The organism is Falsiroseomonas bella (genome assembly GCF_003173615.1).
GTDB lineage: Bacteria > Pseudomonadota > Alphaproteobacteria > Acetobacterales > Acetobacteraceae > Falsiroseomonas > Falsiroseomonas bella.
The window spans coordinates 180,985-206,821 of the sequence record NZ_QGNA01000004.1 but is presented as its reverse complement, the minus strand read 5'-3'; the positions used below and the strand labels follow the sequence as shown (position 1 = coordinate 206,821).

Sequence of the window (25,837 nt, the reverse complement as noted above, 5' to 3'; positions counted from 1 at the left end):
AGGGCTGCGGCCCCCGCGCCGGACAGCGCGGGGGCCTTCGTGTCAGAGGATCAGGTCGCCCGCGCCCAGCGCATGCAGGCCCGACAGCTTGATGATCATGTCGGGCGCGCCACCGCTGCCGTCATCCACCTGCAGGATGGTGTCAAGGGTGTTCTGGCGCACCCGCACCGAGGCGAGGCCGCCGCCCAGGAAGGCGCCGGTCACGAAGACCAGCGGGTCGGCCGCGAGTTCGGAGAGGTCGATCCGGTCGCCTTCGGCGGCCGAGAAGCCGATGATGCGGTCGGGTGCCGTCGCCGCGCTGTCGGCGAAGGCCAGGTAGCGGAACAGGTCCGCGCCCGCGCCACCGAGCAGCAGGTCCACGCCGCCGCCACCCACCAGCGTGTCCGCGCCGGCCTCGCCGAACAGCACGTCGAGGCCGTCCCCGCCCTGCACGCTGTCGTTGCCGGCGCCGGCCAGCAGCCGGTCGTTGCCCGCGCCGCCGAGCATCGCGTCGTTGCCCGCGCCGCCGAAGAGGATGTCGTCATCCCCGCCGCCATCGAGGCTGTCATTGCCGGCCTCGCCCAGGATGCGATCCTTGCCGGTACCGCCCAGCGCGGTGTCGTTGCCGGCGCCGGCGATGATGCGGTCGTCGCCCTCGCCGCCCTCCAGGCTGTCGGCGCCGAACAGGCCGAGCAGCGTGTCGTCGCCGCCCGCGCCGGCCAGGCTGTCGTCGCCGGCGCGGCCCGCGAGGCGCTCCGCGTCGTCGTCGCCCGTGGCGGAGCGGCCATCCAGGAAGTCCAGGTTGGCGATGCGGCAATCCTCGCCGACCGCCGTGTCCGCCGCATCGAAGGCGGTCGCCGGCGTGCCGTGGACCGCCTGCATGAAGTCCTTCATCGCCTTCTGCTCGCCGAGCGCATTCGCCGGGGCGACGGCGACGAAATCCAGCGCCTCGTCCAGCGCGGGGCCGAGCGTGCCGTCGTCCAGCAGGTAGCGGAAGTTCGCGCCATTCGCCTTCATCGGGTAGCCGTCGCCGCCATTGGCCAGGAAGTTCAGCGTGACCATGCTGATCGTCGCCGGCGCGGTCGGCAGGACCACGCCGTTCTGCACGAGGCGCGCGACGATGGCGCCGCTGTCGTCGATCACCGAGAGGTCGGAAATGCGCTCGCCGGCATCCGCATCCGGGTCATAGGCGAAGCTGATGCCGCCGATCTGCGGGAAGCGGCCCTGGTTGCCGAGCAGGGCGACGCCATGCTCCAGGATCGCCTTCAGCCCCGCCGCAGTGGTGTCGAACACCATCAGCTTGTTGTCGAAGCGGAGGGAATTCTCGATGTCGAGCGTCGAGACGCCACCCGCCGGCTTACCGGCATCGGGGTTCGCCAGCGGCGGTTCCTTGTCGCCGCTGCCGACCTCGACGGAGCCGATCTGCGCACGGATGCCGCCGCCGTTCTTGAGCGAGCCGACCAGCACGCCGTCGCCAAGCGCGGATTGCGCGGCCAGCAGGTTGGCGTCGGCGGTGATGTTGCCGAGGTTGGTCTCCTGGTTGCGCACCAGGTTGCGCTCGCCTTCCAGGTAGACATTCGTGAAGCCCCAGACCTCGCCATCCTTGGCCTGGATGACGCCATCCACCGCATCGGTGATCTGCCGCACCGCGGCGCCCTTGGTGCCGTCCGCGAAGGCGGTGGTGTCGAGATCCGCCTCGTCCACGCCCCAGGCGGTGGCGACATTCGCCGCGGTCGCGGCGGTCGCGCCACTCACTCCCTCGTCCAGCGAGCCGGGGATGATCCGCCCCTCGCTGTCGAAGGAGACGACGAGGCGGCCGAGATAGGTGAACTCGTTGTCGGTGTTGACGATCAGCGTTGTGTCGCCGTCGAGCCCCGCGGTGACGATCGGATAGGACCCGGCGAAGTTCGCCGCGTGGCCGGGGAAGTCCACCGCCAAGTCGTTGCCGTCGCCGAGGCGCGTGTTGGAGCCGGCGGCGAGGATGATGTCCACGCCTTCCAGCAGCGGGGCGAGCGCCTGCTCGAAGGCGATCTGCTGCAGATGCGCCATCAGCACGATCTTGTTCACGCCCTGGTCGCGCAGGTCGTCGATCACGATCTGCAGCTGCGAGGCAAGCAGCGCCATGTCGTTGGCCTCGCTGCCGTCGCCGGCGAAGCCCTTCACCTCCACGCCGCCGAGCGAGGAGATGGTCTCGACGATCTGCGTGGTGGCGCCGACCAGGCCGATCAGCTCGCCGCCCTTGCTCACCACCGCGGAGGGCACGATCTTCCGCGCGAGGCTCGCGGCATTCTCGAGACCGCCGGTGCCGACCGTCTCCTGGTAGCGGCCGACGAGGGCGCCGTCCGCGGAGAAGTCGAGATTTGCGGTGAGATAGGGGAAGGCCGCATCGTTCACGATATCGGAGAAGGCGTTGGTGCCGAGGTCGAATTCGTGGTTGCCGACCGTGGAGGCCTCGACGCCGATCCGGTTGTGAATCTCGATGTCGGCGGCGCCGGGGTTGTTGCCCTTGTTGTGCGTCGCCGCGACCGAGGGGTCGGTGCCGGCCGCCAGGAAGGGGCCGGGAATGAAATTGTCGCCGCCCGCGAGGATCAGCGTGTTCGCGTAGTCATCATCGAAGGCATCCACCAGCGCGGCGAGGTAGGGCGCGGTGTCGCCGGCGAGCAGACCGGCCTCGCCATCCGAGAAATGCAGCAGCTGCAGCGTGAAGGGTTGCTCGGCGCCGAGATCCTCGATGCCGAACACCGAGACGGTGCTGCTGACCTCGTTGCTGACGACGAAGAGCGCCTGGCCCGTCGGGCTGTCAGCGGCGGAGATGAACAGGCTGCCCTCCGGGCTCACATCGCCGGAACGGCGCACCATGCCGGTATAGGCGACGTCGGCCGGGTCGGTGATGTCGAAGACGAGGTTGGCGTTCGCGCGCTCGAGGCCGACGAAGACGTAGATGCGCCCGCCGATCTCGCCGATCTCGATGCCCTCGGGCTCCGGCCCCTTGTTGTCGGAACGCCCGTCGAAATCGCCGAGGGCGAGCGGCCCGTTGAAGACCATGTGGCTCGCGATGCGCTCGATCACGTCGCCGCTGTCGAAGACGATGGCGCCATCGGCATCGAGGATCGAGAAGGATCGGCCGCCGAGCATCTGGATGCGGTCGATGTCGCCGTCGCCGTCCGTGTCGCCGCTGACGCCGGCATTGGTCACGGTCAGGCGGCCGAGCACGGCATTCGCCTTCAGCGCCGCCTCGTTCGGGAAGGTCGCGTTGTCGAGGTCGAGGCTGCCGAGGCGCACCGTCTCGTCGGGCGTGATGAAGTCGTCGCGGTCGTCGCCCTCGTTGGCGATCACGAAATAGGTGCTGCCGCCCGCCTGGTAGCTGTCGATCGCATCGGGCATGTACATCCCGAAGACCGGCATGCCGCCGACGAGCTTGACCAGGTTTGCGTTGCCCGGCCCGTCGCGGTCGCTGAAATCGGCGAAGAACGTCGAGAAATCCTTGAAGCCGAGCGGCACGATGTCCGTGAAGGTGGCGCTCGCGATGTCGAGCACGGCGACGGCGTTCGCCTCCTGCAGCGTCACCATCGCCTTCGCGCCGTCCGCCGAGATCGCGATGTATTCCGGCTCCACGTCCTGGGAGACGGACTTGCCGGCGAAGATGCGCACGCCGGACGCGCGCAGCGCATCCTCCTGGCCGTCGAAGGCGGTGAAGCCCGCGGTCTGCACCGTGGCGGCGGCGACGCCGCCCGAGATGTCGATGATGGAGACGCTGCCCGCCGCGGGATCGCTGCCGTCGCTGGCGTACTCGCCCTCATTCGCGGTCAGCACCTTCATGCCATCCGGCGTGAAGGTGACCATGTCGGGCAGCGACCCGACCTCGACGGAGCCGAGCAGGCCGCCCGTCGCGGCGTCGAGGAAGACGACATGGCCGGGATCGGTCTTCGGGCTGGCCGGCAGCGCCACCGCCACGATGCCGCCCTTGCTGGCGACGGAGGTGACGTCGGTGGTCGCGAAGCCCAGCGTGGTGAAGTCGATCGTCGTGACCAGCGCGGGCGCGGCCGGATTCGACAGGTCCACCACCTGCAGGCCCGCGCTCGATGTGACGAAGAGGCGGTTGCTGCCGGGATCGAAGGCCGAGATCTCCGCCCCCGCAAGGCCCAGCGAACCCAGGACCTCGATGGCGAGGGCATTGGTCGGCGTGTTCGAAAGCGACATCGGCATGCATCTCCCAGGCGTTGTCGCGCGGTGGGATATGAGGCCGGCATGACAGACCGATGACGAAACGCCTTCCGGATGGTGAAGACGCGCCGCGCCGTTCACGCGCAGCAAGCTGTGTCAGCCGCCGGTCTGGCCGCGCAGCAGCCAGAGCACGACGATCCCGCCGGCGTAGCAGGCGAGCGCGGCCAGGCTGTCCCAGCCCATGCGCAGCACCGTGCGGTCGCGCCGCTCCACCAGGCCCGCCATGAACAGCGCGGTGAGCACCAGGCCGAGCAGCGCCCCGAAGGCGGAGAAGGCGCCGACGCGTCCCAGCACCGGATCGCCGCCGGATAGCGCGTCCGTCACGAAGATCAGCGCCGCATTGAACAGGTTGGTGCCGAAGATGTCGCCCAGCGCCATCTCGTAGCGCTTCAGCCGCACCGCGCCGACCATCGTGCTGATCTCCGGCAGCGAGGTGGCGACGGCAACGAAGGTCGCGCCGAAGAAAGCCGAGCCGAGCCCGGTCTTCTCCGCCGCCGCCGCGCCGGTCTGGCTCAGCAGGTAGCCGGCCACGAGGATCGCGGCGGCGGCCCCGACGGTGCGCAGCACCAGCCCGCGCATCGAGCCCTCGTCCTTCCCGTCATCGGCCGGCGCCGGCTTGGCCGGTGGCGCGCCGCCCTTCTCCGGCGGCACCATCCAGGCGATGCGGCCCTCACTGCCCGACAACGCCCAGATCGAAGCGAGGTAGCCCAGCAGCAGCACCAGGCTCCAGACGCCGAAGGGGCCGATCGCGATGTCGCCCGTGGTGATCGCGGCGGCGACCAGCGCCAGCAGGATCACGTTCAGCGCCGCCTGCAGCAGCACCACCGGCTGCACGACGACCGAGGTCAGCGCCTCCCGCCCGATCACCGCATCGGCCAGCGCGAGCAGCGCAACCTGTGCGGCGACGCTGCCGAGCAGGTTGTTCACCGCCAGCACCTCCTCCCCCGTCAACGCGGAGGTGGTGGAGACCGCGACTTCCGGCAGCGAGGTGATGCCGCCCAGCAGCACCAGCCCGGCGAAGCCCTTGCCCATGCCCGTGCGGTCGCTGATGCGGTCCACATAGCCGGCAAGCCGCGAGCCGGCGATCCACACCACCGCGGCGGCGCCGGCGAAGACGGCGGCGAGCAGCCAGAGCGACCAGGATTCGAAGCTGAACATCGCGCCCCCTCAGCCGCAGGGCGGCAGGATCAGCACCGGCAATGCCTCCCACAGGATCGCCAGCGCGGCGAACAGCGCGGTGGCGAGGGTCAGCCAGGCCAGGAAGCACGGCTGGTCCTCGCCTTCCTGGCCCGCCATGCCGGAGGGAAGCCGACGCCAGGCGAGCAGGCCGATCGCCGCGACGGCGAGCAGCGCCACGGCCGTCAGCCCCAGCACGAGCGCCGGCACCAGCGGCTGGCCGAACAGTTCCGCATCGGGCGCGGCACGGATGCAGGCGGTGGCCTGGGCGCCGTAGATGGCAAGGAAATGCACCGCCCAGACCAGCAGCGCGGCCACGACGCCGATGATCGCCGGCATGCCGCGTGCGCGCATCAGCCGGATCCCGCAAGGCGCGGGAACAGGTGGACCAGCGCCATCCCGGCCAGCGCCTGGGCCGCCGCGTAGAACCAGAAGATGCGGACATTGTCGAAGGTGACGCGGCGCACCGGGCCGATCAGCCCCGCGAAGGCGCGCGCCGCGACGTAGAGCGCCATCATCGCCAGCAGCACGGCGTGGAAGCCCTGCCAGAAGTGGTTGGCGTAGACCGCCGCGGCGAAGGAGTGCACCGTGGGTCGCAGTCCGGCATCCCACCAGGTGCCGAGATCGAGCGTCACGCCACCGAGGAACAGCGCCAGCGCGCCCAGCATCAGCACCGCCATCGCGATATGGCGCCCGCGCCGCAGCGCCAGGTCGGAAAGCCAGACCAGCGCCGCGCTGCCCGCGACCAGCGCCGCCGCAACGGCCGGCGAGGCAAGCTCCGGCAGCGTCGTGCCCTCGGGCGGCCAGCCCGGCTGCGCCTGGGACAGCCACAGGAAGGCATGGGTGAAGATCAGGCAGCCGAAGGTCGTGGCGTCCACCAGGATCAGCACCACCATCGCCCACCAGCCCACGCTGTCCGGGCCGGTGACATAGACCGGCAGGCGCAGGCCGCCGCCGATGTCCGCCTTCTCGATCAGCGGGCCGTAGTCGGTGCCGGTCCACAGCCACCACACCACCGCGCCGATCGCGACGGCGCCGAAGGCGGCGGCGAGCCAGACGAGCTGCACCGTGAGCGAGAGGAAGAAGCCCGCCGTGCAGATCGCCGCGATCACATGGCCCCAGCCGGGGCCGGGGATGATCGCGACATATTGCGGCCGCGCCTCCACAGGGCTGGTCACGATCGTCTCGCGCAGGCCGGTGACGGTGCCGGGCAGGAAGTGCCGGCCCTGCTTCACCTCCTCCTCCAGCGCGGGATTGTCCCACAGCGGCTCCCGGCTGTGGATGCGCGGGATGCTGCGCGCGGCGTAGTTGCCCTGCGGCAGCCATTCCAGCGTGCCGCCCTTGTAGGGATTGCCCTCCGCGTCGTTGGAGATGCGGAAGTGCAGCACGAGGTCCAGGATCAGCAGCAGGATGCCGCAGGCCGCGATGCCGGCGCCGATGGTGGAGGCCATGTTCCACGGGTCGAGGCCCATGCCTTCCGGATAGGTCCAGACGCGCCGCGGCATGCCCATCAGCCCGCTGATGTGCATCGGGAAGAAGGTCAGGTTGACGCCGACGAAGAGCAGCCAGAACACCCAGGTGCCGAGCCTGCGCGACATGCGCCGCCCGCTGGCGGAAGGCGCCCAGTAGTAGACGCCCGCGATCAGCGGGAAGACCATGCCGCCGATCAGCACGTAGTGCAGATGCGCGACGATGAAGTAGGTGTCGTGCACCTGCCAGTCGAAGGGCACCACCGCCACCATCACGCCGGTCAGCCCGCCCAGCACGAAGATGAAGAGGAAGCCGAGGATGAACAGCATCGGCACCTGCAGGCTCGGCCGCCCCGTCGCGATGGTCGCGATCCAGGCGAAGACCTGGATGCCGCTCGGCACCGTCACGGCGAAGGACGCGGCGGAGAAGAAGCTGAGCGACAGCGACGGGATGCCGGTGGCGAACATGTGGTGCACCCACAGCCCGAAGCTGAGGAAGCCCGTGCCCACCAGCGCCAGCGCGACCAGCCCGTAGCCGACCATCCGCGCCTGCACCATCGCGGGGATGATCATGGAGACGGCGCCCGCCGCCGGCAGGAAGATGATGTAGACCTCCGGGTGGCCGAAGAACCAGAACAGGTGCTGCCACAGCAGCGGGTCGCCGCCGCGGTCGGCCAGGAAGAAGGGCCAGTCGAAGGCGCGCTCGAGCTCCAGCAGGATCGTCGCCCAGATCACCGCGGGGAAGGCGAAGACGATCATCACCGCGAAGACCAGCATCGCCCAGGCGAAGAGCGGCATCTTCGACAGGCTCATGCCCGGCGCGCGGTTGCGCAGGATGCCGACGATGATCTCGATCGCGCCGGCGATGGCGGAGATCTCGATGAAGCCGATGCCGAGCAGCCAGAAATCGGCGTTGATGCCCGGCGAGTACTCCTTGCTGGTCAGCGGCGGATACATGAACCAGCCGCCATTCGGCGCCACGCCGAAGAACAGGGACACGAAGAAGGCCGTGCCGCCGATCGCATAGGCCCAGAAGGCGAAGGCCGAGAGCCGCGGGAAAGGCAGGTCGCGCGCCGCCAGCATCGCGGGCAGCAGATAGACGCCGAGCGCCTCCACCGCCGGCACGGCGAAGAGGAACATCATCGCCGTGCCGTGCACGGTGAAGAACTGGTTGTAGCGCTCCGCGGCGAGGAAGTCGTTGGCCGGCACGGCCAGCTGGGCGCGCATCAGCAGCGAGAGGATCACCGCGAAGACGCAGAACAGCCCGGCGGTCCCAAGATAGAGCGTGCCGATCCAGTTGTTGTTGACGACCGTGACGAAGCGCCAGCCCCGCGGCCGGCGCCAGATGCGCTCCAGCTCCTCCAGCTCGCCCTCCGGGCGCGGCAGCGGATTGGGCAGCGGCGCATCGCGCGAGAGCGGATCGGCCAGGCTCTCGGGCGGCGTCACTTCAGGCTCTCCAGCCAGGCGGCGACGGCGCGCAGCTCCGGCCCGTCGAGCGCGGCGGCGAAGGAGGGCATGGCGTTCCCCGGCTTGAGGTCCTGCGCGCCGGCGATCCAGCCCGCCAGCGTGCCGCGGTGGTTGTCGAGCGCGCCGGCGGCGAGCGAGAGGCGGCTGCCGACATGCGTGAGATCCGGCCCGAGCCGCGCCGTCCATTCCGTGCCGCGCACCGCATGGCAGGCGCCGCAACCGACCTCGCCGAAGACGCGGCGGCCCATGGCGAGGAACTCGTCCTCCGGCTCGGCCGCCGGCCGGCGCTGGCGTTGCAGCCAATCCTCGTACTCCTGCGGCGTCCGGGCGACGACGAAGAAGGCCATCAGCGCGTGCTGCACGCCGCAATACTCGGTGCACTGCCCGCGCATCACGCCCGGCCGGTCGGCGCGGATCACGCGCCGGTTCACCCGGCCCGGGATCATGTCGATCTTGCCGTGCAGCGCGGGGATCCAGACGGAGTGGATGACGTCGCCGGAAGCGACCTCCAGCACCACGTCGCGGCCGACGGGGATGTGGACCTCGTTCGCGGTGACGAAGCCGGCGCCGCTCTCCGTCTCCGGGTAGCGCACCTCCCACCAGAATTGCCGGCCGATCATCTCGATGCGCAGCGCCTGCGCATCGCCGGGAACGGGCAGGCTGACGGCGCGGCCGACCAGCAGGATGTGCACCAGCAGCAGGCCCAGCACCGCCACGGGAAAGCCGACGCCGGCGGCGAGCACGAAGCGGCGCGAGCCGAGCGTGGCGCGGCTGCGCGGGCCGGCGAGCAGCGCCACCAGAAGGAACAGCAGCACGGCGCCGAAGATCACCGCGCCGCCCCCGAACAGCAGCCAGGTGAGTTGCGCGATCTGCGCGCCATACGGCCCCGCGGGCGACAGCACCGATTGCAGGTTCATCGCAGCGTCGCCAGGAAGGCGGCGATGTGCCGCGCCGTCGCCTCGTCCAGGCCGAGGGCCGGCATGGCGGTGCCGGGCGCGACCGCGGGCGGGTCGCGCAGCCAGCGCACCAGGTTCTCCGGCGTGTTGGGCAGGACGCCCGCGATGTAGCGGCCGCCCCCGATGCCGGCCAGCGAGGGTCCCACATGGCTGCCGAGGCCGCGCAGCCCCGGGATCACGTGACAGGCCGTGCAGCCATGCGCGGCGGCCAGCGCGCGACCCGTCGCGGCGTCGCCGGACGCGTCCTGCGCGGCCGCGCCGCCGGCGGCCAGCACCGTGCCGAGAAGGACCGTCCGCGAGACGCTCACGGACCCGCGTGTCTGGCCGTGGACGGCGCGCGGAGCAGCACGGCGAGCGTCGCCACCATCACCGCTGCGAAGAGCAGCCCGCCCGGCACCCACATGAGCAACCCGCCGAGCTGCTGGTCCTCCAGCGGCGTAAGCCCCCAGGGCAGCGTCACGTCCGGCGCATGCGGCGCATAGAGCGGGCGGGGCGCGAAGGTGAGTAGCGCGCCCAGCGCACCCATCTGCAGCCCGGTGAGCAGGCCGGCCAGCGCGGCAACGACCGGGCGGTCGCGTCGCGCGCCCAGGATCGCCGACCAGAGCCAGACCGCGGCGAGCGAGAGCGTGCCGTGCATCCACCACCAGGCGATGCCGTCGGGATGGAAGCTCGCTGCATAGGGGCCGGGCAGGTGCCAGATCCAGAACAGCGCGGCGAAGACGGCAACGGCCGGGATCGGCGCGCGCGTGCGATCCGCGAACGCCAGGGCAAGCAGCGGCGCCGCGACCAGCGTGACGAGCAGGTGCTGCGCGACGCGTGCGCCGAACAGCGCCACGGCGAGATTGCACAGCGGCGAGACCAGCGCGCCGGCGAGCACCACCCAGCCCAGCGCGGCCGCGCCTCGCGTCATGGCGTCGGCGCCGCGCAGGCCGCGCGCCAGGGCGAGGCCCGCGACGGCGAGGACCGCCAGCAGCAGCGGATCCAGCGTCCAGGTTGCGCCGCCGGGCAGCGGCGGCGCGCCGCAGAAGGGAAGGCCCGTCACTGCCGCGCGCCCTGGCGCGCCGGCAGCGAGCGCATCACGACGCGGCGCGGCGCGGCCTCCTTCGCAGCGGCGGCCATCGGGATCACGCCGGCGGCGAGCGCGATGCGCACCGCCTCCGGCAGGCTGCGCGCACCCAGCTTGGCCATCAGGTTCCCGCGATGGATCTCGACCGTCCGCGGGCTGATGCCGAGGTCCTGCGCGATCATCTTGTTCTGCTGCCCGGCGACCAGCCCCTGCAGCACCTCCGTCTCCCGCGCCGAGAGCGTCGCGACGCGCGCTTCCGCCTCCGCGACGCGGCGCGCCTCCTCCAGCGCGGCATCGGCGAGCCTCAGCGCCTCCGCGACGGCGCGCAGCACGTCCTCGGCGCAGAAGGGCTTCTCGATGACGTCGCAGGCGCCCGCCTTCATCGCGCGGACGGCCATGCCCACATCGCCGTGCGCGGTGATCACGATCACCGGATGCACCAGCCGCTGCTCCGCCATCGCATGCTGCAGCGCGGGTCCGTCCAGCCCCGCCATGCGCGGGTTCAGGAGCACGCAGCCGAAGGGCAGGCCGTCATGCGCGGCGCGGAGGAAGGCCTCCGCGCTCGGAAAGGTCTCGACGCCGAATCCCGCGGCCTCCAGCAGCAGCGACAGGGATCGTCGTGCCGCGGATTCGTCGTCCACGACATGCGTGATGCGGGCCTCTGCCGACATCAGGGCCTCCCTTCGGCAATGCGCTGCCGCGTGGCGATGAAAGCGGCGGCGCAGCGCCAACACCTGTGCCGCCCGCGGGTTCATCGGCGCCGGCACGGCCGGAAGGGATCGCGGCCGTGACGACACCTCCCGCAATCGCCGCGGCGCCGCATCGGTTCCCGCCTCGCGCCTAGGTAGCAGCACGGAGTCACGGGCAGGGGCGCGTCGCGCCACCTACTGGCATCGAGCGTGCCGGACGTGGCCTGCCGCAGGCTGACGAGGCGCGCACGATCCATGAGGAGACAGGACATCATGCACACGGATCGAAACTTCCCGCGCCTCGCGTCGCGTAAGACGCTGGTGGGCGGCGTCGCGGCCCTGGCGCTGCTGGTCGGCGCGCCCGTGCTGGCGCAGCCGCAGCCGCAGGGCCAGCAGCCCAGGCAACAGCAGACGCAGCAGCAGACGCCGGCGCAGCAGGGCCAGGCGCAGCAGGGCCAGGCGCAGCAGGGCCAGCTGGCGCCGAGCCAGCAGGCCGACAGCCAGCAGCCGGCGGTCATGGGCCAGCTGCGCACCGCGGAGCAGTCGCTCCGGCAGGCGCAGCAGCAGCTTTCGGGCGGGCAGAACGCCAACATCCCGCAGGCCCGCACCGCCGTCAGCGCCGGCATGAACGTGATCGGTCGCGTGCCGAACGAGCTGCAGCAGCGCGAGGAATTCCGCACGGCGCGTGAGCAGCTGACCGAGGCGAACCAGGCGCTGCAGGGCCAGCAGCCGAACCCGCAGCAGGCCGCGCGCCAGCTGGGCGAGGCGGCGGATGCGCTGGCCGCGCTGGCCCAGCGGATGGGCGGTTCCGCCGCAGCTGGCCAGAGCCAGACCGAGCGCACCCAGACCAGCCAGTCCCAGGGCGCCCGAACCCAGGGCAGCCAGAGCGGCCAGGCCGGCAGCCAGCAGGCTGCGGGCGGTTCGGGTCCGCAGATCGCGGTGCAGCAGCCCGCGCCGCAGGTGACCGTGCAGCAGCCGGCGCCGCAGATCACGGTGCAGCAGCCGCAGCCGCAGGTCACCGTCCAGCAGCCGCAGCCCCAGGTCACGGTGCGCCAGGCGGAGCCGCAGGTGACGGTGCAGCGCCAGGGAGAACCCCAGGTGACCGTGCAGCGCCAGGGCGAGCCCCAGGTGACCGTGCAGCGCCAGGGTCAGGCGCAGGTCAACACCCAGCAGCAGGGCACGGCCGGACGCCAGGCCGAGCAGCGGACCGGCACGACCGAGCGCCAGACGGAGCAGCGCACCGGTGCGACCTCCACGCCGGCGCCGGCCCAGTCGTCCGGGTCTCAGCCCCAGACGACCGCCGCCTCTCCGGCCAGCGGCGTCCCGCTGACCAGCGTGCAGCGCCTGATCGGCACGAATGTGTATGGCAGCAACGGGCGTGAGGCGGGCGAGGTGCGGAACCTGCTGATCGACGGCAACGGCCAGGTGCGCGCCGCCGTCGTCGAGTGGGGCGGCTTCCTCGGCATCGGCGAGAAGGAAGCGATGGTGCCGATCGAGCGACTGCAGCTCGGCAGCGGCAACAACGACCGCGTCACCCTGAACATGACGCGCGAGGAGCTCGAGGCACTGCCGCGCTACGACCGCAATCGCGTCGCCGACTACGGTCGCGAGCGCGGCTGGGGCGAGGGCCTGCGGCTCTATCGCTGAGCCGCGGGACATCCCGGCGGTGGCGCGCCGCGGCGCCGCCGGGATGACACCCTGACACCTCCCGCAGCGTGGTCCTCCACGGGGGCCACGCTGCACCTACCCGGCGCGCGCACCCCTGCCGGCGATGGCGGCGAGCCCGTCGGCATGGCGCTTCGCGATTGCGGCGCGTACCGTCTCGTCCTCGGTGCTGCGCATCCCCGCCTGCCAGGCGAGGTCGAGATGGCGGCGCAGCGTCGCCAGCCGCGCGGGATCGCGCTCCACCGCCGCCACCGCAGCCAGCACCTCGACCAGGTGGATGCTCACCGCCGGCTCGCTGGTGCCGGCCTGGCGCAGCATGTGGAACATCGCGTCCACCAGCCCATCGTAATCCGTCACCGACCGCTCCAGCCGCAGCACGCCGTCGCGCCGGATACGGCCGCCGGGCAGGTCATGCGCCGCCGTCTCGCACAGCGCCGCGCCCAGCTGGTCGAGCACGCTGATGGCTGTGAAGGGATCGCGCGTGCCGGCCGAGAGCGCGCGCATGCCCACCTCCACCAGCTGCCGCACCGCATATTCCAGGTCTTGCGTGACGTTGCGCGTGTCGCCGAGCGACAGCGCGGCGCCGAGTGCCGTCTCGGCTTCCCCGCGCAGATGCGCCGGCGTGACCGTGCCGACCATCATTCCCGGAAAGACGAAGCCGCCGGGCCGGACCATCAGCCGGATGCAGGCCTCGCGCCCGGCCGCCCAGTCCACCAGTCCGCCTTCGTCCAGCACGCGCAGATAGCCGCTGCCGCGCGCGTGCAGGGGCGCGGCGGCGCCGGCCGGGACATCGCCCCCATCGTCCTGGTCACCGGCCTCGCCGCGCGCCGGCAGCGCCTGCAGCGCGTGCACCAGGTCGCTGCGCACCAGCGCCACCACGCGATCCACGTTGATGGAGCTGGCGATGTGATTGAGGAACCAGATCAGCACGCCGGCACAGGCGACCGCGAGCAGCAGCGCGCCGGAGACGGCGAGTTGCGGCACGAACGCGCCCTCCTCGGCTTCCCGCACGGAGCGCAGTGCCAGCAGGGAATAGGCGAAGGTCGCCACGAAGGTGCCGAGGGCATACTGGTTGCCCGGATCGCGCGTGAAGTTCTGCAGCAGGCGCGGGCCCATCTGGCTGCTCGCCAGGCTGAGCGCCGCGACGGTGATGGAGAAGGTGGTGCCGGCCACGCCGATGCTGGCGGCTGCGATGGTGCCGAGCACGTCGCGCGCCCCGGCGACGCCGCCGGCATAGACCCAGGCCGCCGCCCAGTCCGGCAGCTCGATGGCGCCTTCTGTCCGGATCAGCGCGGCCGCGAGGATGACTCCCGTCAAGGTCATCAGCGCCGGGCGCAGCCAGAACTGCGCCAGCAGATCCGACCAGAACTGGCGTAGCCAGGCGCCGTTCACGGCGGCGCCCCCGCATCGGTGCGCTGCATCCATCCCTCCTGCTCCGTGGTGGAAACGGAACAGGAGCGGTCAGGTTCACACCGGCGCCGAGGCCGGCGCCACGGACAGCCCGCGCACCTGGTGCCGCGCGATCAGCGCGGCGACGAGGCCGGAGGCCTTCGCCTCCTCCACGAAGTCGCGCAGGAAGGCGGCGGCGGCGACATTCGGCTTCGCGGTGCCGACCGCCTGCTGCACCGCCATGAACTGTCCCTCCAGCACGCGCGACCCCGGCAGCTTCGCCGCATCCTCCAGCAGCTTCGGGCGCAGCCCCGCCAGCGCCTCCAGGCCCTCGTCGCGGAACAGCTCGAAGGAGGCATCGAGCGTCGGCGCGCGATGCAGGCCGGCATGCCGGATGTTGCGCTCCAGCCAGAGGTCATAAGCCGCGCGCGCGGCGACGGCGATGCGCACGCCCGGCCGGTCCACCTGGTCCATCGCGACGATCGCCGAGCCGGGCGGCACCAGGTAGGTCGCCTGAATCTCGCAATAGGCCGGGGAGAAGGCGATCTTCTCCGCGCGCTGCGGCTCGGCGCCGATCAGGCCGATGTCCCAGGCGCCGGTGCCGGCGGCGTCGGCCAGTTCGCCAGGACGGGGATAGGGCACGTAGCGCACCGGCACGCCGAGGCGATCGGCGATGGCGCGCGCCATGTCGGGTGCGACGCCCACCGGCTCGCCCTCCGCGCCGCGGCCGGTGACGAGCAGGAAGTTGCTCAGGTTGATCCCGGCCCGCAACACGCCGGTGGGGGCGAGCTGGGCGACGATATCGGGCGACATGGTGCGAATTCCTCTGGCGGCCTGGCGCGGATCGTGCGACGGCTGGCAGAAGTCGGCAATCGGCCCATCGTTCTTCAGCAAGCTGGTGTCGCCATCGCTTAACTGTTGCACGCACACGAAATTGAATGCTTTAAATCTTTCGGAGGGATGCCGACCGCGGCCATCCGACGACGCCACTCTTGCAGAAGGAGGTCCAGCCCGTGCCCGACGGCGCGCGCAAGCAGCCGAAGACGGAGGACGCACTCTACGTGCAGTCCGTCGAGAAGGCGTTCCGCGTGCTCTTCGCCGTCGGGCGCAACCGGGCGCCGATGGGCCTGACGCAGCTCGCCGCCGCGTCGGGCCTGGACCGCAGCGCCGCGCAGCGCTTCTCCCACACGCTGGAACGGCTCGGCTATCTGCGGAAGGATCCGCGCAAGCGGCGCTTCGCGATCACGCCGCGGGCGCTCGAGATCGGGGCGATGTATCTCGGCTCCGACGTGCTGGTGGAGCGGGGCAGGCCCTGGCTCAGCGAGCTCTGCCGCCAGACCGGCGAGACGGCGAGCCTGACCATGCTGGACGGAACGGACGTGCTGTATCTGCTCCGCCGCCACGCGGACAGCGTCACGCGGGCGCGGGTCACGATCGGCAGCCGGCTGCCGGCCTTCTGCACCTCGTCCGGCATCGCGATGCTGGCCGCCCTGCCCCGCCCCGCGGCCATGGCGGTGCTCGAGGCGTCGGACCGCACCGCCTTCACCGCACGCACCGTGACCGACATTCCGGCCCTGTTGAGCCGGCTGGACGAGGTCGCTCGCGATGGATACGCGATGGCAGTCGAAGAGCTCTTCGCCGGCGCAGCCTCCATCGCCGTGCCTGTACTGGGCTCGGCCGGCGAGCCGGTGGCGGCGGTGCATGTCACCTTCGCTTGCGATCGCTGCCCTCCGGAGGAAGCCCGACGGCGTTTCCTGCCGCTGCTGAAGCAGTCCGCGCAGGGACTGTCCCGATCGCTCGCCGCCGGCGGCGCATAGAGCGTGTTCAAGCCGGGCGGAATCGCTCGGCGACTCGGAAAACGCTTCAAACACGAGCTACGCCCGTCTCACCGCGCCTGGACGCGGTGAAACGGGTCCAGGGCTGGGATAAGGCCGCTTCAGCCGCGCCCAGGTCGGGGCGCTATCCCCCGGCCTGCTGCACGCGCAATGCGCGGCGGAGCTTCGCGATGCCGGTCCGCACATGGCCCCCCTGGCACAGGCGCTGCCCCTCCTCCGCCAGCGCGACGGCGCTGGCGGGCATGGTCGTCGCCTGCGCGGCGAAGCGCTGGGTAAGCTCGGTGCAATAGGCAGAGCTGTCGGTGGTCACCCGCATGGGCTGTTCGCCGCGCCCGGCGCCCGGGCAGAGGGCGACCGCGAGCAGCAGGGTTCCGGCACGAAGCATGGAGGGCACTCTGCGCCGCGGCGGCGATCCTCCCCGTGGCCGCGCGGTGAAACGCGCGACATGCGCCGCCGACGCGCGGATCACGCCGCGGGCAGGCGCAGCGTCGCCGTCAGGCCGGGCGACGCCGCATCGGGATGGGTGTCGCGCAGCAGAAGCTCGCCGCGATGCAGCGATGCCACGGCGCGCACCAGGGACAGGCCGAGCCCGGAGCCCGGCGTGGTGCGCGCCGCATCGGCGCGGAAGAAGCGCTCGCCGGCGCGGCGGCGGTCGGCATCCGGCATGCCGGGCCCGTCATCGGCCACCTCGATCTCGGCATGCGCCTCGGAAAGCCGCGCGGAAAGCCGCACCGTGCCGCCCTCCGGCGTGAATTTCAGCGCGTTGTCGAGCAGGTTCACCACCGCCTGGGCGAGCAGGTCGCGATCGCCGACCAGGTCCAGGCTCTCCGGCAGGTCCACGGCCAGGTGCTGCTCGCGCGCCTCGGCCGAGGCGCCGTAGAGCTCGGCGATGTCGGCCAGCACCGGGGCGAGGTCGGTCGGCGCGAAGGCGGCGCGGCGCGCGCCCGCCTCCACCTCGGCGATGCGCAGCACGGCCTGGAAGACGCGGGCGATGGCGTCGAGGTCGGCAATGCCCTGCTCCACCGCGGCGCGGAGCGAGTCCTCGTCATGCGCGGCGTGCAGCGATTCCTCGAGCTTGGCGCGGGCGCGCGCGATCGGCGTGCGCAGGTCGTGCGCGATCGCGTCCGAGACGCCGCGCACGCCTTCCATCAGCTGCGCGATGCGGTCGAGCATCGCGTTCATGGTGATGCCGAGCTTGTCGAACTCGTCGTCGCGCTCCGAGAGCGGCACCCGGCGCGTCAGGTCGCCGGCGGAGATCGCACGCGCGGTGCGGTAGATCGGGTTCAGCCGGCGTTCGAGGGAGCGTCGCAGCAGCCAGGCGCCGAGCACCGCGAAGGCTGCGGAGGCCGAGGCCGCCCAGGCGATGCCTTCCGAAAGCAGGCCGCGCAGCCGCAGCTTCTCCGCCACGTCGCGCCCGACCAGCAGCCGATGGCCGCCGCCGAGTTCGAGGCGGAACAGCCGCGCCTCGCTCACCGCGCCGTCGCGCTGCAGCGGGATGCGAATCCAGGGGAACTCGCCGCTCGCCTCCGAAGGCCAGGCGCTGAGATTGCCGGCCAGCCGCGCGCCGTCGGGCGCGAGCAGCAGGTAGAGCGTCTCGTTCTGCACATCCACGGCCATCCGGTCCTCGATGGCCGCGGCGACGGCCGGGATGCCGCGGACGGACATGCGCTCGACCAGCGCCGTCGCGTCCGCGCGGATCGCCGCATCCACCTGGCGGTCCAGCGCGCCGGCGGTGTTCCACCACAGCACCACCGCCGCGGCCGTCGCGGCGGCGGCGAAGACCGCGGTGAAGAACAGCGCGAAGCGGCCCGAGGCGCTGCGCAGCAGGCCGAAGAGCGGTGGCTCGAAGCTCGAGGAGGCGACGGAGGGCGGGGGGGAGATCGGCTTGCTCCTGCCGGCGCCCGGCCCATGCCGAGCGAAGCGCCGGCGCCTGAGGGACGAAGGGGAAGCCTTCGTCCGCCCGAAATCAGTCGGCGCGGATCATGTAGCCCGCGTTGCGCACCGTGTGGATCAGCGGCTTGTCGAAGCCCTTGTCCAGCTTGTGGCGCAGGCGGCTGACATGCACGTCGATCACGTTGGTCTGCGGGTCGAAATGGTAGTCCCAGACCTTCTCGAGCAGCATGGTGCGCGTGACCACCTGGCCGGCATGGCGCATCAGGTGCTCCAGCAGGCGGAACTCGCGCGGCTGCACGTCGATCTTCTTGCCGGCGCGCGTGACGGTGCGGGACAGCAGGTCGAGCTCGAGGTCCGCCACCTTCAGCCGCGTGGTCGGGACCTCCGCCGCCGGGCGTCGGCCCAGCGCCTCGACGCGCGCCAGCAGCTCGGCGAAGGCGAAGGGCTTGGTGAGATAGTCGTCGCCGCCCGCCTTCAGCCCCTTCACGCGCTCATCCACCGCGTTGAGCGCGCTGAGGAACAGCACGGGCGTGCGGTTGCCCTGCCCGCGCAGGGTCTCCACCAGGCGCACACCGTCCACGCCGCCAGGCAGCATGCGGTCCAGCACCAGCACGTCGAACTGCTCGGAGGCGGCCATGAACAGGCCGTCCCGCCCGTTCGGCGCGTGCTCCACCGTGTGCCCGGCCTCCATCAGCCCCTTGCGGACGAAGCGGGCGACTTCGGCATCGTCCTCGACCAGCAGGATTCGCATCGTCCGTCTTCCGGTACCTTTCCAGAACCCTAGGGCCGTCTCCCCGGCGATTCCTAGCCCCGTGCGCAGCTACTGCCCCGCCGGCCGGCGGCCGATCTGCACCGGCACCTCCGTGGCACGGCCCTCCCGCAGGATGGAAAGCTGCACCGTCTGGCCGGGTGGCAGCGCCGCCACGTTGCGGACCAGCGCGCGGGAGGTCTCGATCCGCTGGCCGTCGAGCGCGACCACCTGGTCGCCCGGGCGAAGCCCGGCGCGCGCCGCCGGGCTGCCGCGCACCACGCCCGCGACCACCACGCCACGCCCCGCATTCCGCCGGCGTCCCGCTTCATCCGCCTCGATGTCTTCCAGGCTGACGCCGAGCCACCCACGCTCCACCCGGCCGCCGGCGCGCAGCTGCTCGATGATCGGCCGGGCGAGGTCGGAGGGCACGGCGAAGCCGATGCCGGCGCTGGCGCCGCTGGGCGAGAAGATCGCCGTGTTGATACCCACCACCTCGCCCGCCGTGTTGAACAACGGCCCGCCGGAATTTCCCGGGTTGATCGGCGCATCGGTCTGCAGGAAGTCGTCATAGGGGCCGGAGCCGATGTCGCGCCCGCGGGCCGAGAGGATGCCGGAGGTGACGGTGCCGCCGAGCCCGAAGGGATTGCCCGCCGCCAGCACCCATTGCCCGACCCGGAGCGCCGCGGAACTGCCCCAGGGCACCGAGGGCAGCGGTGCGCGGGCCTCGACCCGCAGCAGGGCGAGGTCGGTCAGGTCGTCGGAGCCGACGACGCGGGCAACGTATTCCTCGCCATCCTGCAGCGAGACCACGACCCGGCTGGCATTGCCGACGACGTGGTTGGCCGTGACCACCAGCCCGGCCGGGTCCATGATGAAGCCGGACCCCGCGCCCTGGCTCTGCCGGCTGCGGCCGCGGCGGTCGCGGAAGAATCGCTCGAAGGGCGTGCCACGCAACTCCGGCGGCACCTCCGTCCGCTGCTCGGAGGTGACCGCGATGTTGACGACGGCAGGCAGCACGCGTTCCGCGAGGTCGGCGAAATCCGGTAGCGCCGCGGCGCCACGCTGGGCGCGGGCCGCGGGCAGGCCGCCGCATCCGGCGAAGGGCAGAAGAACCAGCGCGGCCGCGGCGCGGCGGCCGATGGGGTGGGACATGGTGCCTCGTCGGGGCAATGGCAGCGGCGCCGCCGATCCTTGTGGCAGCGCAGCATGGAGAAGTGCCGCCCCGCATTCAACCGGCAGGGCGGCGCCATGAAGGTGGCCTGGGCGGCGGCGGGCGCAATCCTCGCCGGGGTCGGGCTGGCGCGCTTCGCCTATGTGCCGCTGTTCCCCGCCATGGTTGCGGCCGGGTGGGTGGACGGGGCCGAGGCGGGGCTGCTCGGCGCGGGGAATTTCGCCGGCTACCTGCTCGGCGTGCTGGCAGGGCGGCGGCTGGCGGCGCGGATCGGGGTGCCGCGCGCGCTCGATGCCGGCATGGCGCTGGCGGTCGCGGCCTTCGCGGCCTGCGCCTGGCAGGGCGGGCTGGTCTGGCTGCTCGCCTGGCGGGCGCTGGCCGGGACGGCGGGAGGCGTGCTGATGGCGCTCGCCGGCCCCTCGGCCCAGGCAAGCGTGCCGCCCGAGCGGCGCGGCGCGGCCAGCGGCATCGTGATGACGGGGGTGGGCGCCGGCGTGGTGGCCGGGGGGCTCGCCATCCCGCTGCTGCTCGGCGGCGGCATTCCCACCGCCTGGCTCGGGCTGGCGGCGGCGACCGCGGCGGTCTGGTGGGCGGCGCGCCGCCACTGGCCCGATCCGCCCGCCCTGCCGCCGGAGGAAACGCGCTCCGCCGTGCCGCGGGCGGGGCTGCTGCTGCTGGCCTATGCGCTCTCGGGTGCCGGGATGGTGGCGCCGATGGTCTATCTCTCGGATCTCGCGGTGCGTGGCCGGGGCCTGCCGATCGAGGCCGGCGCGGCGGTGTGGATCGGCTTCGGGCTCGGCGCCCTGCTCGGCACCATGTTGGGGGGGCGGCTGGCGGGCAGGATCGGCGGGCGGCGCGCACTGCTGGCCTGGATGGTGGTGCAGGTGGCGGCGCTGGGGTCGGCGCTGGTGCCGGCCTGGCCGGCGCTGATCCTGGCCGGGCCGCTCAGCGGCTTCGCCGGGGTGGGCGCCACGGCCGTGACGCTGGTCGCGGCGCGGGAGGTGGCCGGGGCGCGCGCCGGCGTGATCTGGGTGCGGGCGACGGCGGCGTATGGCGTGGCGCAGGTCAGCTTCGCCTTTGGCCTCGCGGCCCTGTTCGGCGCCACCGGGGACAGCCATGCGGCGGTGTTCGGCGTGGGTTTCGCGCTCAGCCTGGCGGCCTGCGCGGTGGCCTATCGCGGGCGGGGCTGAAGCCCCCCGGCCGGCGTCATGCCGGCCGAGCGCCCGAACGGGCGCCGCCGCTCATGCGGCGAAGCCAAGCGCAGCGCCGGCGTCTGAGGGCCGAAGGTGAAGCCTACGGCCGAAACGAAGGGCCCAAAAAAATGGGCGGAGCCCGAGGGGGCGCCGCCCGAGTGGGGATGCCGGCCGGATGGGGGTAGATGGCCGGCTCCCGGGAGGGAGAGACGGGGTGCATAGCTCGGCAACCCCACCGCCTTATCGCGCGGGGGCCTTGCCCGATCCTTACCCCGGCATCGCTTTTTCGCGGCCCGGCGCACAAGCCGGCGTCATGACGCGGCCGGCCGCGCCCCCTATCCTGCCCCGCACATCGCCGGAGGAGATCGGATGACCGGGCAGGGCTTGCCGCTCGCGGGGTTTCGGGTGCTGGAACTGGGCCACTACATCGCGGGGCCCTTCGCCGCGCGGATGCTCGCCGACATGGGCGCCGAGGTGATCAAGGTGGAGCCCCCGGAAGGCGACCCGCATCGCGGCTGGGGCAGCCAGGTGAACGGGCACGCCGTGTGGTTCAGCATCCATGGGCGCAACAAGCTCTGCGTCTCGCTCGACCTGAAGTCGGAGGACGGGCGCGAAAAGGTGAAGGCGCTGGCCGCCCGCGCCGACGCACTGATCGAGAACTTCCGGCCCGGCTACCTGGAGCGCATCGGGCTGGGGCCGGAGGTGCTGCAGGCGATCAACCCCAGGCTGACCATCGCCCGCGTCTCCGGCTACGGCCAGGACGGGCCTTATCGCGACAAGCCCGCCTTCGGCTCGATCGGGGAGGCTATGGGCGGCATCCGCCACCTGACGGCGACGCCGGGCGTGACCGATCACCCTCCGCCGCGCTGCGGCGTCTCCATCGCCGACGACATCGCGGGCATCTACGCGGCCATGGCCGTGCTCGGCGCCGCCTGGGCGACCAAGGGCAACCCCGAGGCGAAGGGGCGCATCATCGACGTGGACCTGGTCGGCTCCATCTTCTCGCTGATGGAGGGGATGCTGCCGGAATACGGGCTGTTCGGCTGGGTGCGGCAGCCGCAGGGCGCGGCGCTGCCCACCGCGGCCCCGACCAACACCTATCTCTGCGCCGACGGGAAGTGGCTCTGCGTCGGCGGCAACTCGGACGCGATCTATCGCCGGCTGATGAAGGTGATCGGCCGCGAGGACCTGGGCGCCGATGAACGCCTGCAGACCAATATCGGCCGCTGCGCCAACGTGAAGGAGATCGACGCCGCGATCGAGGCCTGGACCAGGACGCTGCCGGCCGCGGAGGCGGAGCGGCTGCTGGACGCGGCCGACATCCCCGTCTCGCGCCTGTATGACATGAAGGACTGCGCGGAAGACCCGCATTTCCGCGCGCGGCAGACGGTGATGGAGGTGCGCGACCCGCTGCTCGACCGCACGCTGCTGCACCCCGCGCCGCCCTTCCGCTTCGACGGCGTCAGCCCGCCGGAGATGGTGCGCTGGACCGCGCCCGCCATCGGCGCGCACAACGACCATGTCTTCGGCGAGTTGCTGGGAGGGAAGTGATGCCGCGGGTTTCCATCAGCGAGGTCGCGCCGCGCGACGGGCTTCAATCCATCGGCCCCTTCGTGCCGACCGAGACCAAGATCGCGCTCGTCCGCGCACTGCATGCGGCCGGCGTACGGCGGATGGAAGTCGGCTCCTTCGTCAGCCCGAAGGCGGTCCCGCAGATGGCCGACACCGCCGCGGTGTTCCAGGCCGCGCTGGCGCTGGACGGGCTAGAATGCACCGCGCTCGTGCCGAACCGGAAGGGCTTCGAAGCGGCGCTCGCGGCCGGCGCGCATCGCGTCGGGCTGTTCATGTCGGTCACCGAAAGCCACAACAAGGCCAATGTGAACCGCAGCTGCGCCGACAGCTTCGCCGACCTCTCCGCCATCGTGCGGGACGCGCTCGCGGCGGGCCGCAAGGTGCGCTTCAACCTCTCCTGCTGCTTCCACTGCCCCTTCGAGGGCGTGGTGCCGGAACGCGACGCGCTGGACTGGGTGGAGCGCGTGATCGCGCTCGACCCCTGGATCGAGGTCGCGATCTGCGACACCACCGGCAACGCCGCGCCCGACCAAGTGGCGCGCGTGGTGGGCCATGCGGTGAAGGCGTGGCCGGCGCCGGATGGCTCGAACCGCATCGCCTTCCACGGCCACGACACCTACGGCATGGGCGTGGCGAATGTTGCCGCCGCCTGGAACGCGGGCTGCGACGTGATCGACAGCGCGGCGGGCGGGCTTGGCGGCTGCCCCTTCGCGCCGGGCGCGACGGGCAATGTCGCCACCGAGGACGTCGCCTGGCTGTTCCGGCGCATGGGCGTGGAGACGGGGCTCGACTGGCCGAGGCTGCTGGCCGCGGCGGATCTCGCGGCCGGCGTGCCGGGCGGTCTGCCGGGAGGCCGGATGCGCGCGGTCCCGGCGGCGCGCAAGGTGGCGTGACTTCGCAACGCTGGATCGGGCGCCGCCCGCGGGCCTAGCCTCGCAACCTGGCAATCCGGGGCGGAGCGGCCATGGGCGGCACGACGGGGCTGTGGGGCGCGGCCGAGGCCTATGAGCGCTACATGGGCCGCTGGAGCCGCGCCGTCGCGCCGCTGTTCCTCGATTGGCTGGCGCCGCGGACCGGCCTCGACTGGATGGACCTCGGCTGCGGCACTGGCGTGCTGAGCGAGGCCGTCGCGCGGCGCTGCGCCCCGGCGCGGCTTGTCGGCCTGGACAGCGCGCCCGCCTTCCTCGCCGAAGCCGCGGCGCGCGTGCCGCAGGGCGCCTTCCTGCAAGGCGACGCGACCGATACCGGCCAGCCCGGCGCCGCCTTCGACCTCGCAGTCAGCGGCCTCGTGCTGAACTTCCTGCCCGACAAGCCGAAGGCGCTGGCCGAGATGGCACGGCTGGTGCGGCCGGGCGGCACCGTTGCGCTCTATGTCTGGGACTATGCCGGCCAGATGCAGATCATGCGCCACTTCTTCGACGCCGCGCGCGCCATCGACCCGGACGCGGCGCGCTTCGACGACGGCCTCAACGCCCCGATCTGCCGCCCGGCGCCGCTGGCCGCGGCCTTCGCGGCGGCGGGGCTCGCGGCTGTGGAGACGACCGCGCTCGACATCCCCGCCGCCTTCGCGGATTTCGACGAATACTGGACGCCCTTCCTCGGCGGCACGGGCTCCGCGCCCAAATACTGCGCGGGGCTGGACGAGGCGACGCGCGCCGCCATCCGGGAGGCGCTGCGCGCGCGGCTACCGACCGGGCCGGAGGGCGAGATCCTGCTGGCGGTGCGGGCCTGGGGCGTGAAGGGCCGGCGGCCCGGATGATCGGCGTGGCGGGCGCGCCTCGTTTTCTGGTAGAATCAACCCGATGCGCGCCGCCCTTGCCATCCTGCTTCTGCTCGCGCTGGCCGCCTGCGGCAGCACCCGCGCGCCGGGGCCGGGGGCGGGCCTCACCGAGCCCGTCTCCTGCGTGCCCTATGCCCGGGCACGGTCCGGGATCCAGTTGCAGGGCGATGCCTGGACCTGGTGGGACGCGGCCGCCGGGCGCTACGACCGCTCCCGCACGCCGATCCCCGGCAGCGTGCTGGTGATCAACCGCACCAGCCGGATGCGCGACGGCCATGTCGCCGTCGTGACACGCGTGGTCGGCCGGCGCGAGATCCTGGTGGACCACGCGAACTGGGCCTCCGGCGCCGCCCGCGGGCGCATCGCCACCGGCCAGCGCGTGGTGGATGTCTCGCCCGGCAACGACTGGTCCGTTGTGCGCGTGTGGTATCCGCGCATCAACGACCTCGGCGTGACGGGCTACCCGGTGCGCGGCTTCGTGCATCCGCGCACCACCCTCGCCCGCGCCGGATGATCTTGCCCCCGGCGGCCAGCCGGGCTTGGGTGCGGATCAATCGCACCAGGGAGGAACCCCGATGACCCTCACCCGTCGCGGCGTGCTCGGCGCCGCCACCCTCGCCGCCCTGCCCGGCACGCTGGCCGCGCAGCCCGCCTGGCCGGACCGCCCGGTGCGCGTGATCGTCGCCTTCCCCGGCGGCTCCACCCCCGACATGGCGGCGCGCGCGGTGACGCCGCATCTGCAGCAGGTGTTCGGCCAGCCCTTCGTGGTGGACAACCGCGCCGGCGGCGGCGGCAACATCGGCACCGAGGCGATCGCACGCGCCTCGGACGGCCACACCTTCGGCGTCACCATCGGCGGCCCCGGCAGCACGGCGAAGGTGCTGAACCCCGCGCTCTCCTTCGACCCCGCGACCGACCTCTCGACGATCTCGCTGCTGGCGCGGCTGCCCTTCGTGCTGGCGGTGCATCCCTCCGTCCCGGCGAACACCGTCGCGGAGCTGCTCGCCTATGCGCGCGCCAATCCGGGCAAGCTGAACTACGGCTCGACAGGCCCCGGCACGCTCTCCCACCTCGCCACCGAGGACATGGCGGCGCGGGAGAATTTCCGGGCCGAGCACGTCTCCTACCGCGGCGTCGCGCCGGCGGTGCTGGACCTGGTGGCGGGGCGGCTGCAGCTGTTCTTCGCGCCCTATGCCGGCGTCGCCGGGCAGGTCCGCGACGGCCAGCTTCGCGCCCTGGCTGTCACCGGTCCTGGCCGCATGCCGCAGCTGCCGGATGTGCCGACCCTGCGCGAGGCGGGCGTGCAGATGGAACCGGTCGTCGCCTGGATCGGGCTGTTCGGCCCCGCGGGCACGCCGGCCGACCGCGCTTCCCGCATCGCGCAGGAGTGCCGGGTGGCGCTGAACCAGCCCGAGCAGCGCCGCGTGCTGGAAGCCGCCGGCTTCGAGCCGGTAGGCTCCACCCCGGCGGAGTTCGCCGCGCTGCAGAAGGCCGAGATCGAGCGCTGGGGCGGGCTGATCCGCCGCCTCGGCATCCGCCCCGAGAGCTGACCAGCGCGCGGG

General features: G+C 72.4%; 22 protein-coding genes. 8 read left to right on the top strand and 14 right to left on the bottom strand.

Features of this window, described 5'->3' with window-relative positions; translation table 11 throughout:
• Positions 1-42: 42 nt before the first annotated feature.
• From DFH01_RS17845 to DFH01_RS17810, 8 genes are all read right to left on the bottom strand, one after another.
• Entirely contained in the window at positions 43-4,179 is a 4,137-nt protein-coding gene (locus DFH01_RS17845; RefSeq protein WP_109871840.1) for a choice-of-anchor I family protein, read from the bottom strand.
• Between the two features lie 120 nt (positions 4,180-4,299).
• Positions 4,300-5,361, bottom strand: a complete 1,062-nt coding sequence (locus DFH01_RS17840) for a sodium:calcium antiporter (protein WP_109871839.1) — start codon at positions 5,359-5,361, stop codon at positions 4,300-4,302.
• A gap of 9 nt (positions 5,362-5,370) precedes the next feature.
• Positions 5,371-5,733, bottom strand: coding sequence for a hypothetical protein (locus tag DFH01_RS17835; protein WP_109871838.1), 363 nt, complete (start codon positions 5,731-5,733; stop codon positions 5,371-5,373).
• Positions 5,733-8,294: a cbb3-type cytochrome c oxidase subunit I gene (locus DFH01_RS17830; RefSeq protein ID WP_233256166.1), complete on the bottom strand. Its 2,562-nt coding sequence runs from the start codon at positions 8,292-8,294 to the stop codon at positions 5,733-5,735. Before DFH01_RS17830 ends, DFH01_RS17835 begins: the two co-directional genes overlap by 1 nt.
• The gene (locus tag DFH01_RS17825; protein ID WP_199231281.1) at positions 8,291-9,232 is read right to left on the bottom strand and encodes a cytochrome c oxidase subunit II; all 942 of its coding nucleotides are present in this window, start codon (positions 9,230-9,232) and stop codon (positions 8,291-8,293) included. Before DFH01_RS17825 ends, DFH01_RS17830 begins: the two co-directional genes overlap by 4 nt.
• Positions 9,229-9,579: a c-type cytochrome gene (locus DFH01_RS17820; protein WP_199231280.1), complete on the bottom strand. Its 351-nt coding sequence runs from the start codon at positions 9,577-9,579 to the stop codon at positions 9,229-9,231. The genes DFH01_RS17825 and DFH01_RS17820 overlap by 4 nt, the downstream gene beginning before the upstream one ends.
• The gene (locus tag DFH01_RS17815) at positions 9,576-10,313 is read right to left on the bottom strand and encodes a cytochrome c oxidase assembly protein (RefSeq protein WP_109871837.1); all 738 of its coding nucleotides are present in this window, start codon (positions 10,311-10,313) and stop codon (positions 9,576-9,578) included. The genes DFH01_RS17820 and DFH01_RS17815 overlap by 4 nt, the downstream gene beginning before the upstream one ends.
• On the bottom strand, positions 10,310-11,008 hold the full coding sequence (locus DFH01_RS17810; RefSeq protein ID WP_109871836.1) for a response regulator transcription factor: 699 nt from the start codon (positions 11,006-11,008) through the stop codon (positions 10,310-10,312). Before DFH01_RS17810 ends, DFH01_RS17815 begins: the two co-directional genes overlap by 4 nt.
• 291 nt (positions 11,009-11,299) lie before the next feature.
• Here DFH01_RS17810 and DFH01_RS17805 point away from each other — a divergent pair, with 291 nt between their 5' ends.
• Positions 11,300-12,673 carry a PRC-barrel domain-containing protein gene (locus DFH01_RS17805; protein WP_109871835.1) on the top strand — a complete coding sequence of 458 codons (1,374 nt, stop codon included), beginning with the start codon at positions 11,300-11,302 and terminating at the stop codon, positions 12,671-12,673.
• Between the two features lie 96 nt (positions 12,674-12,769).
• Here DFH01_RS17805 and DFH01_RS17800 read toward each other — a convergent pair whose 3' ends face one another.
• Positions 12,770-14,116, bottom strand: coding sequence for a DUF2254 domain-containing protein (locus DFH01_RS17800; RefSeq protein WP_109871834.1), 1,347 nt, complete (start codon positions 14,114-14,116; stop codon positions 12,770-12,772).
• Positions 14,117-14,158: 42 nt separating this feature from the next.
• A complete protein-coding gene (locus DFH01_RS17795) occupies positions 14,159-14,893 on the bottom strand; it encodes a transporter substrate-binding domain-containing protein (protein ID WP_109871833.1) in 735 nt (244 codons plus the stop codon).
• Between the two features lie 200 nt (positions 14,894-15,093).
• Between DFH01_RS17795 and DFH01_RS17790 the strand changes: the two genes are divergently transcribed.
• Positions 15,094-15,897, top strand: a complete 804-nt coding sequence (locus DFH01_RS17790; protein WP_146217084.1) for an IclR family transcriptional regulator — start codon at positions 15,094-15,096, stop codon at positions 15,895-15,897.
• A 142-nt stretch (positions 15,898-16,039) separates the two neighbouring features.
• Here DFH01_RS17790 and DFH01_RS17785 read toward each other — a convergent pair whose 3' ends face one another.
• From DFH01_RS17785 to DFH01_RS17770, 4 genes are all read right to left on the bottom strand, one after another.
• Entirely contained in the window at positions 16,040-16,300 is a 261-nt protein-coding gene (locus DFH01_RS17785) for a hypothetical protein (protein WP_109871831.1), read from the bottom strand.
• Positions 16,301-16,380: 80 nt separating this feature from the next.
• The gene (locus DFH01_RS17780) at positions 16,381-17,667 is read right to left on the bottom strand and encodes a sensor histidine kinase (protein WP_233256165.1); all 1,287 of its coding nucleotides are present in this window, start codon (positions 17,665-17,667) and stop codon (positions 16,381-16,383) included.
• A 214-nt stretch (positions 17,668-17,881) separates the two neighbouring features.
• Positions 17,882-18,559: a winged helix-turn-helix domain-containing protein gene (locus tag DFH01_RS17775; protein WP_109871830.1), complete on the bottom strand. Its 678-nt coding sequence runs from the start codon at positions 18,557-18,559 to the stop codon at positions 17,882-17,884.
• A 69-nt stretch (positions 18,560-18,628) separates the two neighbouring features.
• A complete protein-coding gene (locus DFH01_RS17770; protein WP_109871829.1) occupies positions 18,629-19,711 on the bottom strand; it encodes a trypsin-like peptidase domain-containing protein in 1,083 nt (360 codons plus the stop codon).
• Between the two features lie 54 nt (positions 19,712-19,765).
• Here DFH01_RS17770 and DFH01_RS17765 point away from each other — a divergent pair, with 54 nt between their 5' ends.
• From DFH01_RS17765 to DFH01_RS17740, 6 genes are all read left to right on the top strand, one after another.
• Entirely contained in the window at positions 19,766-20,920 is a 1,155-nt protein-coding gene (locus DFH01_RS17765; RefSeq protein ID WP_109871828.1) for a YbfB/YjiJ family MFS transporter, read from the top strand.
• A 372-nt stretch (positions 20,921-21,292) separates the two neighbouring features.
• The gene (locus tag DFH01_RS17760; RefSeq protein WP_109871827.1) at positions 21,293-22,474 is read left to right on the top strand and encodes a CaiB/BaiF CoA transferase family protein; all 1,182 of its coding nucleotides are present in this window, start codon (positions 21,293-21,295) and stop codon (positions 22,472-22,474) included.
• Positions 22,474-23,388 carry a hydroxymethylglutaryl-CoA lyase gene (locus DFH01_RS17755; protein WP_109871826.1) on the top strand — a complete coding sequence of 305 codons (915 nt, stop codon included), beginning with the start codon at positions 22,474-22,476 and terminating at the stop codon, positions 23,386-23,388. The genes DFH01_RS17760 and DFH01_RS17755 overlap by 1 nt, the downstream gene beginning before the upstream one ends.
• Positions 23,389-23,459: 71 nt before the next feature.
• Complete coding sequence (locus tag DFH01_RS17750; RefSeq protein WP_109871825.1) at positions 23,460-24,254, top strand: class I SAM-dependent methyltransferase; 795 nt, start codon at positions 23,460-23,462, stop codon at positions 24,252-24,254.
• A gap of 43 nt (positions 24,255-24,297) precedes the next feature.
• A complete protein-coding gene (locus DFH01_RS17745; RefSeq protein WP_109871824.1) occupies positions 24,298-24,789 on the top strand; it encodes a CHAP domain-containing protein in 492 nt (163 codons plus the stop codon).
• Between the two features lie 61 nt (positions 24,790-24,850).
• Complete coding sequence (locus tag DFH01_RS17740; protein ID WP_109871823.1) at positions 24,851-25,825, top strand: Bug family tripartite tricarboxylate transporter substrate binding protein; 975 nt, start codon at positions 24,851-24,853, stop codon at positions 25,823-25,825.
• The last annotated feature ends 12 nt before the right edge of the window (positions 25,826-25,837 follow it).